General features: G+C 71.3%; 18 protein-coding genes. 14 read left to right on the top strand and 4 right to left on the bottom strand.

Features of this window, described 5'->3' with window-relative positions; translation table 11 throughout:
• From IE277_RS38995 to truA, 3 genes are all read left to right on the top strand, one after another.
• Positions 1-346, top strand: a 346-nt coding sequence (locus IE277_RS38995) for a DNA-directed RNA polymerase subunit alpha C-terminal domain-containing protein (protein WP_308433457.1), incomplete at its 5' end; no start/stop codon positions are given.
• A gap of 85 nt (positions 347-431) precedes the next feature.
• Positions 432-923: a 50S ribosomal protein L17 gene (rplQ, locus tag IE277_RS38990; RefSeq protein ID WP_189958490.1), complete on the top strand. Its 492-nt coding sequence runs from the start codon at positions 432-434 to the stop codon at positions 921-923.
• Between the two features lie 89 nt (positions 924-1,012).
• Entirely contained in the window at positions 1,013-1,867 is an 855-nt protein-coding gene (gene truA / locus IE277_RS38985; RefSeq protein WP_189958489.1) for a tRNA pseudouridine(38-40) synthase TruA, read from the top strand.
• 7 nt (positions 1,868-1,874) lie between these two features.
• Here truA and IE277_RS38980 read toward each other — a convergent pair whose 3' ends face one another.
• Complete coding sequence (locus IE277_RS38980) at positions 1,875-2,753, bottom strand: hypothetical protein (RefSeq protein ID WP_189958488.1); 879 nt, start codon at positions 2,751-2,753, stop codon at positions 1,875-1,877.
• Positions 2,754-3,019: 266 nt separating this feature from the next.
• On the opposite strand from IE277_RS38980, the gene rplM reads away from it, so the two are divergent.
• From rplM to glmM, 3 genes are all read left to right on the top strand, one after another.
• Positions 3,020-3,463, top strand: coding sequence for a 50S ribosomal protein L13 (rplM, locus tag IE277_RS38975; protein WP_189958487.1), 444 nt, complete (start codon positions 3,020-3,022; stop codon positions 3,461-3,463).
• 42 nt (positions 3,464-3,505) lie between these two features.
• Entirely contained in the window at positions 3,506-4,018 is a 513-nt protein-coding gene (gene rpsI / locus IE277_RS38970; protein ID WP_003998795.1) for a 30S ribosomal protein S9, read from the top strand.
• Between the two features lie 168 nt (positions 4,019-4,186).
• The gene (gene glmM, locus IE277_RS38965) at positions 4,187-5,545 is read left to right on the top strand and encodes a phosphoglucosamine mutase (protein WP_189958486.1); all 1,359 of its coding nucleotides are present in this window, start codon (positions 4,187-4,189) and stop codon (positions 5,543-5,545) included.
• A gap of 47 nt (positions 5,546-5,592) precedes the next feature.
• Here glmM and coaA read toward each other — a convergent pair whose 3' ends face one another.
• Positions 5,593-6,561 (bottom strand): type I pantothenate kinase, encoded by a 969-nt coding sequence (coaA, locus tag IE277_RS38960; RefSeq protein WP_189958495.1) that lies wholly within the window; start codon positions 6,559-6,561, stop codon positions 5,593-5,595.
• A gap of 169 nt (positions 6,562-6,730) precedes the next feature.
• On the opposite strand from coaA, the gene glmS reads away from it, so the two are divergent.
• Positions 6,731-8,578 carry a glutamine--fructose-6-phosphate transaminase (isomerizing) gene (gene glmS / locus IE277_RS38955; protein ID WP_189958485.1) on the top strand — a complete coding sequence of 616 codons (1,848 nt, stop codon included), beginning with the start codon at positions 6,731-6,733 and terminating at the stop codon, positions 8,576-8,578.
• A gap of 40 nt (positions 8,579-8,618) precedes the next feature.
• Here the strand turns inward: glmS and IE277_RS38950 are convergent, their stop codons facing one another.
• A complete protein-coding gene (locus IE277_RS38950) occupies positions 8,619-9,398 on the bottom strand; it encodes an SDR family NAD(P)-dependent oxidoreductase (RefSeq protein ID WP_189958484.1) in 780 nt (259 codons plus the stop codon).
• Between the two features lie 82 nt (positions 9,399-9,480).
• On the opposite strand from IE277_RS38950, the gene IE277_RS38945 reads away from it, so the two are divergent.
• The 7 genes from IE277_RS38945 (at position 9,481) to IE277_RS38915 (ending at position 15,978) form a co-directional block, all read left to right on the top strand.
• Positions 9,481-9,852, top strand: a complete 372-nt coding sequence (locus tag IE277_RS38945) for a holo-ACP synthase (protein ID WP_189958483.1) — start codon at positions 9,481-9,483, stop codon at positions 9,850-9,852.
• A 58-nt stretch (positions 9,853-9,910) separates the two neighbouring features.
• Complete coding sequence (locus IE277_RS38940) at positions 9,911-11,341, top strand: NAD(P)H-hydrate dehydratase (RefSeq protein ID WP_189958482.1); 1,431 nt, start codon at positions 9,911-9,913, stop codon at positions 11,339-11,341.
• A gap of 311 nt (positions 11,342-11,652) precedes the next feature.
• Positions 11,653-12,564: a L,D-transpeptidase family protein gene (locus tag IE277_RS38935; RefSeq protein WP_189958481.1), complete on the top strand. Its 912-nt coding sequence runs from the start codon at positions 11,653-11,655 to the stop codon at positions 12,562-12,564.
• A 46-nt stretch (positions 12,565-12,610) separates the two neighbouring features.
• Positions 12,611-13,780 carry an alanine racemase gene (gene alr / locus IE277_RS38930; RefSeq protein WP_189958480.1) on the top strand — a complete coding sequence of 390 codons (1,170 nt, stop codon included), beginning with the start codon at positions 12,611-12,613 and terminating at the stop codon, positions 13,778-13,780.
• Positions 13,781-13,913: 133 nt separating this feature from the next.
• The gene (locus tag IE277_RS38925) at positions 13,914-15,176 is read left to right on the top strand and encodes an alpha/beta fold hydrolase (RefSeq protein ID WP_189958479.1); all 1,263 of its coding nucleotides are present in this window, start codon (positions 13,914-13,916) and stop codon (positions 15,174-15,176) included.
• A complete protein-coding gene (tsaE, locus tag IE277_RS38920) occupies positions 15,142-15,654 on the top strand; it encodes a tRNA (adenosine(37)-N6)-threonylcarbamoyltransferase complex ATPase subunit type 1 TsaE (RefSeq protein WP_189958478.1) in 513 nt (170 codons plus the stop codon). The genes IE277_RS38925 and tsaE overlap by 35 nt, the downstream gene beginning before the upstream one ends.
• Before the next feature lie 141 nt (positions 15,655-15,795).
• Positions 15,796-15,978, top strand: a complete 183-nt coding sequence (locus tag IE277_RS38915) for a hypothetical protein (protein ID WP_189958496.1) — start codon at positions 15,796-15,798, stop codon at positions 15,976-15,978.
• 19 nt (positions 15,979-15,997) lie between these two features.
• On the opposite strand, the gene IE277_RS38910 is transcribed toward IE277_RS38915, so the two are convergent.
• Complete coding sequence (locus IE277_RS38910; RefSeq protein WP_189958477.1) at positions 15,998-16,552, bottom strand: hypothetical protein; 555 nt, start codon at positions 16,550-16,552, stop codon at positions 15,998-16,000.
• Between the last annotated feature and the right edge of the window lie 146 nt (positions 16,553-16,698).

Genomic DNA, 16,698 nt, shown 5'->3' with positions numbered 1-16,698 from the left:
CATCGACGCCGAGGGCATCGACATGGGCCCGTCCCCCACGGACGCCGCCCTCGCCGCCGACCTGGCGCTGCCGATCGAGGAGCTGGAGCTCACCGTTCGGTCGTACAACTGCCTCAAGCGTGAGGGCATCCACTCCGTGGGTGAGCTCGTCGCGCGTTCCGAGGCCGACCTCCTCGACATTCGCAACTTCGGTGCGAAGTCCATCGACGAGGTCAAGGCGAAGCTGGCCGGCATGGGCCTGGCCCTGAAGGACAGCCCGCCCGGATTCGACCCCACGGCCGCCGCCGACGCCTTCGGCGCCGACGACGACGCGGACGCGGGTTTCGTGGAGACCGAGCAGTACTGATCGGTCGTTGCCGGTGAGCATCCGCTCATCGGGTTCCTGACCCCGGTACCTGACACGGCCGGGGCAGACACACAGGAGAAGAAAAATGCCGAAGCCCGCCAAGGGTGCCCGTCTGGGCGGCAGTGCCGCGCACGAGAAGCTGCTCCTCGCGAACCTCGCGAAGGCGCTGTTCGAGCACGGCCGTATCACCACCACCGAGGCGAAGGCCCGCCGCCTGCGCCCGTACGCCGAGCGTCTGATCACCAAGGCGAAGAAGGGCGACCTTCACAACCGCCGTCAGGTGCTCCAGGTCATCACGGACAAGGGCATCGTCCACACGCTCTTCACCGAGATCGGCCCGCGGTACGAGAACCGTCCCGGTGGCTACACCCGCATCACCAAGGTCGGTAACCGCCGTGGCGACAACGCGCCCATGGCTGTCATCGAGCTGGTCGAGGCGCTGACGGTGCAGCAGCAGGCCACCGGTGAGGCCGAGGCCGCCACCAAGCGTGCCGTCAAGGAGGCCGAGGAGGCCAAGGTCGAGGAGACCAAGGTCGTCGAGGACGCGGCTCCGGCCGAAGAGTCCAAGGACGCCTGAGGCTCTGCCTGACGTGAAGCGGGTTCGCCCTTCGGGGCGGGCCCGCTTTCACGTTTTTTGAAAGGGCACCGCCCTGAGAGGATCTCTGCGTGAGTGACGAAGTAGAGCCCGGTCACGTCCGTGTCCGCCTCGACATCTCCTACGACGGCACCGGTTTCCACGGCTGGGCCAAGCAGGCCGGCGGGAAGCGGACCGTGCAGGGAGAGATCGAGGACGCGCTGCGGACGGTGACGCGGTCGAGGCAGACGTACGAGCTGACCGTCGCCGGGCGGACCGACGCCGGGGTGCACGCGCGCGGGCAGGTGGCGCATGTGGACCTGCCGGAGGAGGTCTGGCGGGAGCACAACCAGAAGCTGCTCAAGCGGCTCGCCGGGCGGCTGGCGAAGGATGTGCGGGTCTGGGCCCTCAGGCCGGCTCCGAGCGGCTTCAACGCCCGTTTCTCCGCCGTCTGGCGCAGGTACGCCTACCGGGTCACCGACAACCCCGGGGGAGTGGACCCCCTGCTGCGGGGCCACGTCCTCTGGCACGACTGGCCGCTCGACGTCGACGCCATGAACGAGGCCGCGCGGCAGCTGCTGGGCGAGCACGACTTCGCCGCCTACTGCAAGAAGCGGGAGGGGGCCACCACGATCCGGACCCTTCAGGAGCTGAGCCTTGAGCGCGGGTCCGACGGGATCGTGACGGCCACCGTGCGTGCCGACGCGTTCTGTCACAACATGGTGCGCTCGCTGATCGGCGCGCTGCTGTTCGTCGGGGACGGGCACCGCGGGCCGGAGTGGCCCGGGAAGGTGCTGGCCGCCGGGGTGCGGGACTCCGCCGTGCATGTCGTACGACCGCACGGGCTGACCCTGGAGGAGGTCGGCTACCCCGCCGACGAACTGCTGGCCGCGCGCAGCAAGGAGGCGCGGAACAAGCGCTCGCTTCCGTCGGCGGGGTGCTGCTAGGACCTGGCTACTGGTTCGCCGCCGTGGACGCCTGGGCCTGACCGCGGCGGTAGATCTGGTTGAAGATGAACTGCTGCAGGTCGTTGCCGACGCGGAAGACCTTGGCGTCCTTGTCGGTGACGTCCTTGCCGTCGAGGAAGCCGCCGGTCGTGAAGTAGACGTACCGGCCGACCGCGTTCGTGGTGGTCAGACAGACCGCGGCGTCGCAGAAGTTCTTGACGCCCTTGCCGGGCAGCGAGCGCACCACGGCCTTCTTGGCGGCCTGTGCCTTGACCTTCGCGGCCTGTGCCTGGCTGTCGAAGAGGGCGACGCCGACGGTGATCGCGATCCCGTGGCCGTTGGAGTAGGTCGCGCGGATCAGGCGGGTGCAGCGGTTGTCGTTGAGGATCTTCGGCAGGGTGCCGTTGGCCGCGCCGGCGCACTGTGTGGTGTCGGCCGTCGCGCCCTTCTTGTACACCGTGTCGTTCATGGTCAGCTGCGTGCCGGGGAAGAGGCTGTCGGCGCTGAGCGGGGCGGTGTCCTTCTTGGCGCTGGATATGAAGTCCTTCGGGTCCAGCGGCGGCGGGGCGCTGGTGGGCGCGAAGGACGGCGTGGCCGAGCCGCTCGGCACTGAGGCGCTGGCGGGCAGATTGGTCGGGGTGCCGTGGGCGTCGTCGCTGCCGTCGGCGGACACGACGGCCAGCGCCACGGCCGTGCCGACGGCGACCGTGGCGAGCGCTCCGGCGCCGATGAACAGCACCTTGCGGCGCTTGTTCCGGGTCTCCGAGGCCTCGGCGAGCGCGGCCCAGTCCGGGGTCCCGTCGTCATCGCCGCTGCTCCAGGGCTGCTGGGAATGCGGTTTCCAGGGATCCCACTGAGACTGGGGTCCCCCCTGCCCGTAACTCATGGGGCGCATCTTAGACGGGGTACGGAGGGTGCCGGAGCGGGTCCGGCGGCATGCCACGTTTTGACCCGTCCAGGGGCCTGCGGGTACGCTGCTTCTTCGTTGTGTATTGGCTTGCTCATTCTCACGGGACGGGCCCTTACACCGGTCCACCGGGCCGATGACCAGCGATCAGCACGCGGTTTGCGTCACCGCGGTGCGGTCGAGGCTGTCGTGATCGTTTCGGTGACCTGTTCAGGACCATTCACTCGAAGCGAAGGCTACGAACCGTGCGTACGTACAGCCCCAAGCCCGGCGATGTGACGCGCCAGTGGCACGTCATCGACGCCCAGGACGTTGTCCTGGGTCGTCTCGCCACCACCGCAGCGACCCTCCTCCGGGGCAAGCACAAGCCCGTCTATGCGCCGCACATGGACATGGGTGACTTCGTCATCATCATCAACGCCGACAAGGTGCACCTGTCCGGCAACAAGCGGACCCAGAAGATGGCGTACCGCCACTCCGGCTACCCGGGTGGTCTGCGCTCCGTCCGTTACGACGAGCTGCTCGACAAGAACCCCGAGAAGGCCATCGAGAAGGCCGTCAAGGGCATGCTTCCCAAGAACACGCTGGGCCGTCAGATGCTCTCGAAGCTGAAGGTCTACAAGGGTGACGTGCACCCCCACGCTGCGCAGCAGCCGGTGCCGTTCGAGATCACCCAGGTCGCGCAGTAAGTCCGGCCACCCCCTAAGACTGAAGAGAATCTGAGGAGAATCGTGGCCGAGACCACTGCCGAGCAGCCGCTCGAAGAGCTTGACATCGACAGCTACACCACCGAGTCCGAGGTTCCGGTGGAGGGTGAGTACACCTCCGAGTCCCTCGCCTCGCGTTTCGGTGAGCCCCAGCCCGCCGCCGGCCTGGGCCGCCGCAAGAACGCCATCGCCCGCGTCCGGATCGTCCCGGGCACCGGCAAGTGGAAGATCAACGGTCGCACCCTTGAGGACTACTTCCCGAACAAGGTGCACCAGCAGGAAGTCAACGAGCCCTTCAAGGTGCTTGAGCTTGAGGGTCGTTACGACGTCATCGCCCGCATCGCGGGTGGCGGTGTCTCCGGTCAGGCCGGTGCGCTCCGTCTCGGTGTCGCCCGTGCGCTGAACGAGGCCGACGTCGACAACAACCGCGGCCCGCTGAAGAAGGCCGGCTTCCTGCGCCGCGACGACCGTGCGGTCGAGCGCAAGAAGGCCGGTCTGAAGAAGGCCCGCAAGGCTCCGCAGTACAGCAAGCGCTAAGCTTCGCTGCCTGCTCGTACGTTTTACGGGTTACGGCCCCTACGTACTCCGAACGCCCCGGCGGCACGCCACATGTGCCGTCGGGGCGTTCGTTTATCCCAGCCAAGGGCGTATAACGACACAAGACGCTCAGGTGCTCAGAGGCTTGTGTGATCGGATGGAGGACAAGTGGGACGACTCTTCGGTACGGACGGCGTGCGCGGTGTCGCCAACGCGGACCTGACGGCCGAGATGGCGCTCGGCCTGTCCGTGGCGGCGGCCCATGTGCTGGCCGAGGTGGGCACCTTCGAAGGCCACCGGCCGACAGCGGTGGTCGGACGGGACCCGCGGGCGTCCGGGGAGTTCCTGGAGGCGGCCGTGGTGGCGGGCCTGGCCAGCGCGGGCGTGGACGTGCTGAAGGTCGGTGTGCTGCCGACCCCGGCCGTGGCCCATCTGACCGGCGCGCTCGGCGCCGACCTGGGCGTGATGCTCTCCGCCAGCCACAACGCCATGCCGGACAACGGCATCAAGTTCTTCGCCCGCGGCGGCCACAAGCTCGCCGACGAGCTGGAGGACAGGATCGAGGCGGTGTACGAGTCGCACCGGCACGGCGAGCCGTGGGAGCGGCCGACGGGCGCCGGTGTGGGCCGCGTACGGTCCTACGACGAGGGTTTCGAGAAGTACGTCGTCCATCTGCTGTCCGTCCTGCCCAACCGGCTGGACGGGCTGAAGATCGTCCTGGACGAAGCGCACGGCGCGGCCTCGGGGGTCTCGCCGGAGGCGTTCTCCCGGGCGGGTGCCGAGATCGTCACGATCGGTGCGGCGCCGGACGGGCTCAACATCAACGACGGCTGCGGCTCGACCCATCTCGGCCAGCTGAAGGCCGCGGTCATCGGGCACCGCGCGGACTTCGGTATCGCGCACGACGGCGACGCCGACCGCTGCCTGGCCGTGGACCACACCGGCGAGGAGGTCGACGGCGACCAGATCCTGTCCGTGCTGGCGCTGGCCATGCGGGAGCACTCCACGCTGCGGTCGGACACGGTGGTGGCCACCGTGATGTCCAACCTCGGGTTCAAGCTGGCGATGGAGCGGGCCGGGATCCGGCTCGTGCAGACGGCCGTCGGCGACCGGTATGTGCTGGAGGAGATGAAGGAGCACGGCTTCGCCCTCGGCGGCGAGCAGTCCGGGCATGTGATCATCCTCGACCACGCGACGACGGGCGACGGCACGCTGACCGGGCTGCTGCTCGCCGCGCGGGTCGCGGAGACCGGGCGTTCGCTGCGGGAGCTCGCGTCGGTGATGGAGCGGCTGCCGCAGGTGCTCATCAATGTGCCGGACGTGGACAAGTCGCGCGTGCGGACGTCCGCCGACCTCGCTGCCGCGGTGGCCGAGGCGGAGCGGGAACTCGGGGAGACCGGGCGGGTGTTGCTGCGGCCCTCGGGCACCGAGCCGTTGGTGCGGGTGATGGTCGAGGCGGCGGATATCGAGCAGGCCCGGTCGGTGGCCGGGCGGCTGGCCGACGCGGTGAAGTCCGCGTTGGGATAGTGCCCGTCCCCGGGGTGCCGGGAACCGTGCGCTGCGCCTGCGCGAGCTCAGAGCTTGCGCAGGCGCAGCCGTTGCACCTTGTGGTCCTGGCCCTTGCGCACGATGAGGGTGGCACGGCCGCGGGTGGGGGCGATGTTCTCGACCAGGTTCGGCTTGTTGATGGTGCGCCACAGCGTGCGGGCGTAGTCGAGGGCTTCGTCCTCGGAGACCTGGGTGTACTTGCGGAAGTACGAGTTGGGGTTCTGGAAGGCGGTCTGGCGCAGCTTCTTGAAGCGGTTGAGGTACCAGCGCTCGATGTCCTCGGTGCTCGCGTCGACGTACACGCTGAAGTCGAAGTAGTCGGCGAGGCCGACCCGGGTGCGGCCGTCCTTGCCGGGCAGGGCGGGCTGCAGGACGTTGAGGCCCTCGACGATCAGGATGTCGGGGCGGCGGACCGTGAGCCGCTGGTCCGGGACGATGTCGTAGATGAGGTGGGAGTAGACGGGGGCCGTGACCTCGTCCTTGCCCGCCTTGATGTCGGCGACGAAGCGGGTGAGGGCCCGGCGGTCGTAGGACTCGGGGAAGCCCTTCCGCGACATCAGGCCGCGGGCCTCCAACTCCTTGGTGGGCAGCAGGAATCCGTCCGTCGTGACCAGCTCCACGCGCGGGTGCTCGGGCCAGCGGGAGAGCAGGGCCTGCAGGAGACGGGAGACGGTGGACTTGCCGCAGGCGACCGAGCCCGCCACGCCTATGACGAACGGGGTGCCGGACTGGGAGCCCCGCTCACCGAGGAAGGTGTTCAGGGCGCCTCTGAGGCCGTCCGTGGCGCCGACGTAGAGATTGAGGAGCCGGGAGAGCGGGAGGTAGATGTCCCGCACCTCGTCCAGGTCGATCACATCGCCCAGACCGCGCAGCTTCTCCACCTCCTCGGCGGTGAGCGGCAGCGGCGTCTTGTCGCGCAGCGCGCTCCACTCGGCACGGGTGAGGTCGACGTAGGGAGTCGCCTCCGGCCTGTGCCGGTGGGCGCTCCGGGGCATCGAGGAGACCGGTGAGATCACATTCCATTGTTAACGGAGTTTGAACGGGATGGTGGGTGGGGTCCGTCACGCCCGCGGCCCGGCGAGCCGTTCGTATGGCAGTGGGAATTTCCGAATTCGGGCAGGCTGAAGCGTTTTCTGGCGCCGGACGAGTCGTAGGCTGCGGCTCATGTGCGGAATCGTGGGTTACGTAGGGTCGCAGTCGGCGCTCGATGTCGTGATGGCCGGGCTGAAGCGGCTGGAGTACCGGGGTTATGACTCGGGGGGCGTCGCCGTACTGGCGGACGGCGGGCTGGCCGCGGCCAAGAAGGCCGGCAAACTGGTCAACCTGGAGAAGGAACTGGTCGAACGGCCGCTGCCGGCGGGCGCGACCGGCATCGGCCACACCCGCTGGGCCACGCACGGCGGCCCCACGGACGCCAACGCGCACCCGCATCTCGACAACGCGGGCCGGGTCGCGGTCGTCCACAACGGCATCATCGAGAACTTCGCGGTCCTGCGGGCCGAACTGGCCGAGCGCGGCCATGAGCTGGCCTCCGAGACGGACACCGAGGTCGTCGCCCATCTGCTCGCCGAGGAGTTCTCGGCGACCGCCGACCTGGCGGAGGCCATGCGGCTGGTGTGCCGGCGGCTGGAGGGCGCGTTCACGCTGGTCGCGGTGCACGCCGACGCCCCGGACGTGGTCGTGGGCGCCCGCCGCAACTCACCGCTCGTGGTCGGTGTCGGCGAGGGGGAGTCGTTCCTGGCCTCCGACGTCGCCGCGTTCATCGCCCACACCCGCTCGGCGATCGAGCTGGGCCAGGACCAGGTCGTGGAGCTGCGCCGGGACGGGGTGACGGTGACCGGCTTCGACGGCCGCCCCGCCGAGGTGCACAGCTACCACGTGGACTGGGACGCCTCCGCCGCCGAGAAGGGCGGCTACGACTACTTCATGCTCAAGGAGATCGCCGAGCAGCCCAAGGCGGTCGCCGACACGCTGCTCGGCCGGATCGACCCGTCCGGCTCGCTCACCCTGGACGAGGTGCGGATCTCCCCGTCCGAGCTGCGCGAGATCGACAAGGTCGTCATCGTCGCCTGCGGTACGGCCTTCCACGCCGGCCTGATCGCCAAGTACGCCATCGAGCACTGGACGCGCATCCCCTGCGAGGTGGAGCTGGCCAGCGAGTTCCGCTACCGGGACCCGATCCTGGACGGCCACTCCCTGGTGATCGCCATCTCCCAGTCCGGCGAGACCATGGACACCCTGATGGCGCTGCGGCACGCCCGCGAGCAGGGCTCCAAGGTGCTGGCGATCTGCAACACCAACGGCTCGACGATTCCGCGCGAGTCGGACGCGGTGCTGTACACGCACGCGGGTCCGGAGGTCGCCGTCGCCTCCACCAAGGCGTTCCTGACCCAGCTGGTGGCCTGTTACCTGGTGGCGCTGTATCTGGGCCAGGTGCGCGGCACCAAGTGGGGCGACGAGATCCAGGCCGTCATCAAGGACCTGTCCCGGATCTCGGAGGAGGTCGAGCGGGTCCTGGAGACGATGGAGCCGGTACGGGCGCTCGCGCGGACCCTGGCCTCGAAGAACACGGTGCTGTTCCTCGGCCGGCACGTCGGCTACCCGGTCGCCCTCGAAGGCGCGCTGAAGCTGAAGGAACTCGCCTATATGCACGCCGAGGGCTTCGCGGCGGGCGAGCTGAAGCACGGCCCGATCGCGCTGATCGAGGAGGATGTGCCGGTGGTGGTGGTCGTACCGTCGCCGCGCGGCCGTTCGGTCCTGCACGACAAGATCGTCTCCAATATCCAGGAGATCCGGGCCCGCGGGGCGCGCACGATCGTGATCGCCGAGGAGGGCGACGAGGCGGTCGTCCCCTACGCCGACCACCTGATCCGTATCCCGGCCACCCCGACCCTGCTCCAGCCCCTGGTCGCCACCGTCCCCCTCCAGGTCTTCGCGTGCGAACTGGCCACCGCGCGGGGCAACGAGGTGGACCAGCCGCGAAACCTGGCGAAGTCGGTGACGGTGGAGTGAGAAGGCTCCCGGGCTGAGAACAGGGCCGGCCCGTTCCCGCTCAGTGGACGGAGAAGCCGCCGTCCACGGGGATCGACTGGCCGGTGACGTAGGCGGAGGCGCGGCTCGCGAGGAAGACGGCCGCGCCTTCGAAGTCCCCGGCGAGGCCGTTGCGGCCGACCAGTGTCCGCGCGGCCAGCGCCGCCACCTTCTCCGGGTCGCCGGACAGCCGCCGGTTGAGCGCGGTCATCACAAAGCCCGGCACCAGCGTGTTGACGGTCACGCCGTACGGCGACCAGGCCTCCGCCTGCGAGCGGGCCAGTGACTCCAGCGCGCCCTTGGAGACGCCGTAGGCCCCGCTCTGCACGAAGGCGCGGTGGGCCTGCTGCGAGGTGATGTGGATGATCCGGCCGAAGCCCCGCTCCGCCATGCCGGGCCCGAACCGCTGCCCCAGCAGGAACGGCGCGTCAAGGTTCACGGCCATGGTGGTGTCCCACACGTCCTCGCTCAGCTCGCCCATCGGCGGCCGCAGGTTGATCCCGGCGGAGTTGACGAGGATGTCGGGCTCGCCGAAGACACCGGCCGCCTCCTCGGCCGCCGCGCGCACACCGTCCCGCGTGCCCAGATCGGCCGCGACCCAGCCGGCCCGGCATCCCTCGGCCGTCAACTCCCCGGCGGTCTCCTCCAGTTGCTCCTTGGTGCGGGCCACGGCCACCACGCTCGCGCCGGCCCGCGCCAGCGCCCCGGTGATGGCCCGGCCGATGCCGGAGCTGCCTCCGGTCACCACGGCGACACGGCCGTCGAGCGAGAACAGGTCGGAGAGATAACCCTGGGATGTCATGCACGCAGCGTAAGCGGCGCGTGGGCGCCTCGGCAGGGGGATTTCGGCAGGCGGGACGGGCCGCGACCGTAGGCTGCCCGGCATGAGCATCATCGGAGTGGGGATCGATGTCGCCGAGATCGACCGCTTTCGCGCGTCGTTGGAGCGGACACCTGGCATGGCCGAGCGGCTGTTCGTGGAGCGGGAACTGCTGCTGCCCAGCGGGCAGCGGCGCGGGATCGCCTCGCTCGCGGCCCGGTTCGCGGCGAAGGAGGCACTGGCGAAAGCGCTGGGGGCGCCGCCCGGACTGCAGTGGACCGACGCCGAGGTGTACGTCGAGGACAGCGGACAGCCCCGGCTGCGGGTGACGGGCACGGTGGCCGCGCGGGCCGCGGAACTGGGTGTGCGCTCCTGGCACGTCTCGCTCAGCCATGACGCGGGGGTCGCCTCGGCCGTGGTCGTCGCCGAGGGCTGATATCCGCCCCCTGGTCCCCGGGTGTGGGCCCCGGGCGATCCGGGGCAGACTCGGGGGCATGCGTAGTGCGTACAGCGTGGAGACGGTACGGGCGGCCGAGCGGGCCCTGATGGCGCGGCTGCCGGAGGGTGCGCTGATGCAGCGGGCCGCCGCGGGGCTGGCCGCCGCCTGCGCCGAGTTGCTCGGCCGGGTGTACGGCAGCCGGGTGGTGCTGCTCGTCGGCAGCGGCGACAACGGCGGCGACGCGCTGTACGCGGGGGCGCGGCTGGCCCGGCGGGGCGCCGGGGTCACGGCGGTCCTGCTCTCGCCCGAGCGGGCGCACGCCGGGGGACTGGGCGCGCTGCGGCGGGCCGGCGGCACGGTCGCCCCGGCCGGCGGAGCCGAGGAGTTGATCGGATCGGCCGACCTCGTCATGGACGGGATCGTCGGGATCGGCGGCAAGGGCGGGCTGCGGCCCGCGGCCGAGGCCCTGGCCGGGGCCGCCCGGCACTCCCGGGCCGCCGTGGTGGCCGTGGACCTGCCCAGCGGGATCGAGGCCGACAGCGGGGAGGTCCGGGGGGCCGCGATCCGGGCCGACCTCACCATCACCTTCGGCACGTACAAACCGGGGTTGCTGATCGATCCCGCGCGGGAGTACGCCGGGGTCGTACGGCTCGTCGACATCGGTCTCGAACTGCCCGCCGAGGGTGAACTCCAGTCCCCGCAACACGCCGATGTGGCACGGCTGTTGCCGGTGCCGGCCGCGGAGAGCGACAAGTACCGGCGCGGGGTCGTGGGCATCGCCGCCGGTTCCGCGCGCTATCCCGGCGCCGCCGTGCTCGCCGTCTCCGGCGCGCTGCGCGGCGGGGCCGGGGCCGTGCGGTACGTGGGCCCCGCCAAGGAGGCGGTCATCGCCCGTTTCCCGGAGACGCTGGTGTCCGATCAGGGACCGGCGAAGGCGGGGCGGGTACAGGCCTGGGTGGTCGGTCCGGGCGCGGGGGACGACGCGGCGACCGTGGCCGAGGTACTGGCCACGGACGTACCGGTGCTGCTCGACGCGGACGGGCTGCGGCTCGCCGCGCGGGACGCGGTGCGCGGACGTACGGCGCCGACGCTGATGACCCCTCATGCCGGCGAGGCGGCCGCGCTGCTGGGGGTGCGCCGGGAGGAGGTCGAGTCGGCCCGGCTCGCCGCGGTGCGGGAACTGGCGGCGGTCTACCGCGCGACGGTGCTGCTGAAGGGCTCCACGACGCTGGTCGCCGACGCGGCGGGCGGGGCCGTACGGGTCAACGCCACGGGAACGTCCTGGCTGGCCACGGCCGGCAGCGGCGACGTCCTGTCGGGCCTCGCGGGCTCCCTGCTGGCAGCGGGCCTGTCCGCCCGGGACGCGGGCAGCACGGCCGCGTATCTGCACGGCCTGGCAGGCCGCTTCGCCTCGAACGGCGCACCGGCGGCAGCGCACGACGTGGCATCACAACTCCCGGAGGCCTGGCGGGACGTACGCGCCTGAGGCGTGTTGCCGGGCTGGGGGGCTTGCCCGCGCGTGCGGGGTGCCGCTGCGCCCACCCGTGCCGCCCCAGCGGCACGACTGCCCGCAGCTACGGCGCTGTGGAGCCGACGGCGCTGCAGTTCCCTAAGGGGCGCGGGACTGTGTCTGATATGCGGCTCCGCCGCGATGGGGGTCCCCCCGGGTTCGAGCGAAGCCGAGAACTTGGGGGAGCGACCAGCCACGACGGCGCGGCAGACGAACGACTCCATCCCCCGGGTGACCCGACCGCGCGGCACCGCAGATCCGGCGGAGCCACACGTTTGGCTGATTGCATGATCAGCAGACGAATCGCGCCCAGGGTCGTCGCCGTACTGCTCACCACCACGACAGCCCTCTCCACGACCGCATACACAGCGGCCAGCGCCCCCGCGGCGAGCGCCCCCGCGCCGCCCGCTCCCGCCGCCCTCGACACCGACCTCGTCCCCGGTGTCGCCCCCGGGCCCGGTCAGCCCTGGCAGATCGACACGCCCGACCAGGCGCTGCCGCCGGAGGTGTACACCCCGACCGCGCAGGAGGACGCCGTGGAGCCGAAGGACGCGCCACCGGGGACGTACGACCTCATCGAGTACGTGCCGCTCGCCGACGCCGTCGCCAAGGTGAGCTGCAGCAAGCAGACCGGGCCCTACCAGCGGCAGGTGGAGCGCTGGCTGAAGCTGAAGACCGACGGGAAGCAGACCACCGCCGACTGCAAGGCGATCCGTGCCTTCCAGGCCAAGCACAAGATCAAGCCCGCCATCGGGTTCGCCGGGCCCGTCACCTGGTCGACCATGATGCTGCTGTCGGCGAAGAAGAACCCGAACGCGGCCAAGAAGTGCCCCGTCCGCTCGTACAAGGTCGCCTGCGTCGATCTGGACCGGCAGCTCACCTGGGTGCAGCAGGACTCCGAGGTGGTGTTCGGGCCGGTGCCCATGCGCAGCGGGCGCAAGGGCCACATCACCCGCAAGGGCTGGCACACCGTCTACTGGCGGCACAAGAACCACGTGTCGACCCTGTACGACGAGCCGATGCCGTACGCCCAGTTCTTCGACGGCGGCGAGGCCTTCCACGCGGCCTACGGCAGCATCTACACCACCGTCGGCTCCTGGGGCTGCGTCAATCTGAAACTCGCCGACGCGCGCAAGCTGTGGGGCGTGCTGGAGAAGGGCGACCACGTCTATGTGTGGGGGCGGCGGCCGGGTACCTGAGACTGAGACCGGGGCCCGTGGGCCCCTCTGAGAGACTGGGGGCGCGATGAGTGAGACTGCGACTGTGCCGACCGCCCCCCTGCGCGCCCGCGCTGAGATCGATCTGGGCGCCCTGCGGGCCAATGTGCGCGCCCTGCGTACCCGGACGCCGGGCGCGGCCGTGATGGCCGTCGTCAAGTCCGACGGCTACGGCCACGGGGCCGTGCCGTGCGCCCGCGCGGCCCTCGCGGCGGGCGCGACCTGGCTCGGCACGGCCACGCCCGAGGAGGCCCTCGCGCTGCGCGCGGCCGGGCTGCCGGGCCGGATCCTGTGCTGGCTGTGGGTGCCCGGCGGCCCCTGGCGGCAGGCGGTCGAGGCCGGCATCGATGTGTCCCTGAGCGGGATGTGGGCCCTGCGCGAGGCCGTCGCGGCCGCCCGCGAGGCCGGGCGCACCGCGCGCGTGCAGCTCAAGGCCGACACCGGACTCGGCCGCAACGGCTGTCAGCCCGGCCCGGACTGGGCCGAACTGGTCGGCGCGGCCCTGCGCGCCGAGGCCGAGGGGCTGGTCCGGATCACCGGGCTGTGGTCGCACTTCGCCTGCGCCGACGAGCCCGGTCACCCCTCCGTCGCCGCGCAAGTGAGCTGTTTCCGGGAGATGGTGGCGTACGCCGAGCAGCAGGGCGTACGGCCCGAGGTGCGGCACATCGCCAACTCGCCCGCCGCGCTCACCCTCCCCGAGACCCACTTCGACCTCGTCCGCACCGGCATCGCCATGTACGGCATCTCGCCGAGCCCGGAGCTGGGTGCGCCGGCCGACTTCGGACTGCGCCCGGTGATGACGCTCAGCGCCTCGCTGGCGCTGGTCAAGCACGTCCCGGGCGGCCACGGCGTCAGCTACGGCCATCACTACGTCACCCCCGGCGGGACCACCCTCGGTCTCGTCCCGGTCGGCTACGCGGACGGCATCCCCCGGCACGCCTCCGGCACCGGTCCGGTGCTGGTCGACGGTAAGTGGCGCACGGTCGCCGGGCGGGTCGCGATGGACCAGTTCGTGGTGGACCTCGGCGGGGACGAGCCCGCGGTGGGCAGCGAGGCCGTGCTCTTCGGGCCCGGCGACCGCGGTGAGCCCACCGCCGAGGACTGGGCGCAGGCCTGCGGCACGATCGCGTACGAAATCGTCACACGCATCGGCACCCGGGTTCCCCGCGTCTATGTGAACGGGGAAGAACTCGGGTAGCGGTCCGAGAGCGACCCGGGTCACCTTGTAACACCAGTCACACCGGCGCCACCGGCGCGCCTCGTACCGGCACCATCGGATTGATCCGAGTCACCACCCAGGCGAACCGCAGTACGGCGGAGAGGAGCGGTACGTGAGCGAGAGCAGCGCAGAGGCCGCGCGGGAGGTCGTCGCAGCGGCGACCGCCGCCGCCTCCGCCGCGGGAGCGGCCGGCGGCTGGCGCAGGGCGACCGGCATCGCCGGTGCCGCGATAGGCGTGCTCGCCGCGGGCGCGGCGGCCGGTGTCGCCGTCGAGCGGATGACGGTGGGCCGCGGGATGCGGCGAAAGGCCCGGCTGGCACTGGACTCGGCGGGCCCCTACGGCACCCTGCGCGGCACCCCGGGCAAGGCGTTCGCCGACGACGGTTCCGAGCTGTACTACGAGGTCGACGAGGTCGAGCCCGATCCGGGCCCGAACGTCTCCCCGCGCCGGCGCAGGCTGTTCGGCCGCAAGGCCCCCGCCCCGGTCACCGTCGTCTTCAGCCACGGCTACTGCCTCAACCAGGACTCCTGGCACTTCCAGCGGGCGGCGTTGCGCGGGGTCGTGCGGATGGTGCACTGGGACCAGCGCAGCCACGGCCGCTCCGGGCGGGGCGTGGCCCAGACCCGGGACCGGGTGCCGCTCACCATCGACCAGCTCGGCCGCGATCTGAAGGCCGTCCTCGACGCCGCCGTACCGGACGGGCCGATCGTGCTGGTCGGGCACTCGATGGGCGGCATGACCGTGATGGCGCTGGCCGCCCAGCACCCCGAACTGATCCGGGACCGGGTCGTCGCCACCGCCTTCGTCGGCACGTCGTCCGGGCGGCTCGGCGAGGTCAGCTTCGGGCTGCCGGTGGCCGGGGTCAACGCGGTGCGCCGGATCCTGCCCGGAGTGCTGAAGGCGCTCGGGCAGCAGGCGGAGCTGGTCGAGAAGGGGCGCCGGGCCACCGCCGAGCTGTTCGCCGGGATCATCAAGCGGTACTCGTTCGCGGGGCGGGACGTCGATCCGGCCGTCGAGCGGTTCGCCGAGCGGATGATCGAGTCCACGCCGATCGACGTGGTGGCCGAGTTCTACCCGGCCTTCACCGACCACGACAAGACCGAGGCGCTCGCCTCGTTCGGGGACATGCCGGTGCTCGTGCTCGCCGGCGTCCAGGACCTGGTCACGCCCAGCGAGCACAGCGAGGTCATCGCCGACCTGCTGCCCGACGCCGAGCTGGTCCTCGTCCCGGACGCCGGGCACCTCGTGATGCTGGAACACCCGGAAGTGGTCACCGACCGCCTCGCCGACCTGCTGACCCGCGCGGGTGCGGTGCCGGCAGGGGCTACGGTTAGTGGCTATGGAAGCTCCAGCAGCACCGCACGGCCCCACTGAGACCCGGCTGACGATCACCTCGCCCGAGCAGATGCGGGAGCTGGGCCGCAGGCTGGCCAAGGTGCTGCGCGCGGGCGATCTGGTGATGCTCAGCGGTGAGCTGGGCGCCGGCAAGACCACGCTGACCCGTGGGCTCGGCGAGGGTCTCGGCGTGCGGGGCGCGGTCACCTCGCCGACCTTCGTGATCGCCCGGGTGCACCCCTCCCTCGGCGGCGGCCCGCCTCTCGTGCACGTCGACGCCTACCGGCTCGGCGGCGGCCTGGACGAGATGGAGGACCTGGACCTCGATGTCTCGCTGCCCGACTCGGTGATCGTCGTGGAGTGGGGCGAGGGCAAGGTCGAGGAGCTGACCGAGGACCGCCTCCAGATCGTCATCCACCGCGCCGTCGGCGACACCACCGACGAGGTACGGCACGTGTCGCTGACCGGACTGGGCGCACGCTGGTCCGAGGCCGCCCTGGAGACCCTCACCGCCTGACCTTCACCGCCTGACCGGCGGCAGGATTCCGACAGGCCGTCGGCAACATATTGCGCAGGACGTCCCGGGCGTGGTCACATGGTATTCAGCCCGTGGTTAGGTGTGCCTAACTACGCCGCCCCCGCACCTCAGGAGGCGCCCATGTCCGCAACCACCCCCGCCGGGGTCTCCATGCACGATCTGCTGGCGGCCTGCGCGGCGGCGGAGGCGGTGTCCCGCCCTCCGCGGTCCCCGGAGCACCCCGAAGAGGCGGAAGGGAGGGGGGCGCGGGGCAACCCGCAGCCGGCCGAGAACCCCGAACCGCACCCCCGAGCCGCCGCTTGACTGCGCCCCGAGCCGCCGCCTAACGAACGACGATCACCCGTACCCCGATCGTCCCGAACTCCCACATCGCGTCCCCGTCCGTCCGGGACTCCCGGATCCCCCCGGTCCGCACGTCCGCCGCACCCGCGTAGCGCGTCGTCCCCACCGCCGCGCTGAAGCCGACCGCCAGCCCGTCCACCTCGGTGAACCGCACGACGTGCTCGATGGGGGTGCCGTCCGTGCCGGTGATCGCGTTCGAGCGGGAATTGACCCAGTACGTGCCCGGTGGCGGGTCGACGCTGCCGGGGTAGACCGGGTAGCTGCGCTCCACCTGGCCGTCGGCGCCGACCAGCCAGACCCGGTTGCCGGCCAGTGAGTACACGACCCGTTCGCCCGTACCGGACGCGCCCGGCAGAGCGGTCGAACCCTGGGTCGGCGGCGGGCCGCCGGCGGTGGCCGAGGGGGAGGCGCTCGCCGTGGCCCGGCCGCTGAGACTCGCCGGTACGTTCGCACTGGCCTGGTAGGAGAGGAAGCCGACGGCTGCGAGGGCGGCCGCGGTGAGGCCGGCCACGATTCCGGAGCTGGTCCCTGCCACCTGCGCTCACCTCTGCCTCGCGCCGATATGTCGTACTTCGTACAGACCGTAGCAGCCAGTGACCGTCTGCCCCGGACGGCGATACGGGCGGTTTGTGGCCTATGTCAGAAATCCCGCCTGCCCGGAGGCCCCGCCCTTCGGGCGGA

This window comes from Streptomyces alanosinicus (assembly GCF_014650595.1).
Classification (GTDB): domain Bacteria; phylum Actinomycetota; class Actinomycetes; order Streptomycetales; family Streptomycetaceae; genus Streptomyces; species Streptomyces alanosinicus.
This window is presented reverse-complemented; position numbering and strand designations above follow the sequence as displayed.

Bases quoted from the DNA above. Each gene is read 5' to 3' on its own strand.
- rplQ (WP_189958490.1), top strand. From the start codon at position 432: ATGCCGAAGCCCGCCAAGGGTGCCCGTCTGGGCGGCAGTGCCGCGCAC.
- IE277_RS38980 (WP_189958488.1), bottom strand. From the start codon at position 2,753: ATGAGTTACGGGCAGGGGGGACCCCAGTCTCAGTGGGATCCCTGGAAA.
- coaA (WP_189958495.1), bottom strand. From the start codon at position 6,561: ATGCCCCGGAGCGCCCACCGGCACAGGCCGGAGGCGACTCCCTACGTC.
- glmS (WP_189958485.1), top strand. From the start codon at position 6,731: ATGTGCGGAATCGTGGGTTACGTAGGGTCGCAGTCGGCGCTCGATGTC.
- IE277_RS38950 (WP_189958484.1), bottom strand. From the start codon at position 9,398: ATGACATCCCAGGGTTATCTCTCCGACCTGTTCTCGCTCGACGGCCGT.
- IE277_RS38945 (WP_189958483.1), top strand. From the start codon at position 9,481: ATGAGCATCATCGGAGTGGGGATCGATGTCGCCGAGATCGACCGCTTT.
- IE277_RS38940 (WP_189958482.1), top strand. From the start codon at position 9,911: ATGCGTAGTGCGTACAGCGTGGAGACGGTACGGGCGGCCGAGCGGGCC.
- IE277_RS38935 (WP_189958481.1), top strand. From the start codon at position 11,653: ATGATCAGCAGACGAATCGCGCCCAGGGTCGTCGCCGTACTGCTCACC.
- alr (WP_189958480.1), top strand. From the start codon at position 12,611: ATGAGTGAGACTGCGACTGTGCCGACCGCCCCCCTGCGCGCCCGCGCT.
- tsaE (WP_189958478.1), top strand. From the start codon at position 15,142: ATGGAAGCTCCAGCAGCACCGCACGGCCCCACTGAGACCCGGCTGACG.
- IE277_RS38915 (WP_189958496.1), top strand. From the start codon at position 15,796: ATGTCCGCAACCACCCCCGCCGGGGTCTCCATGCACGATCTGCTGGCG.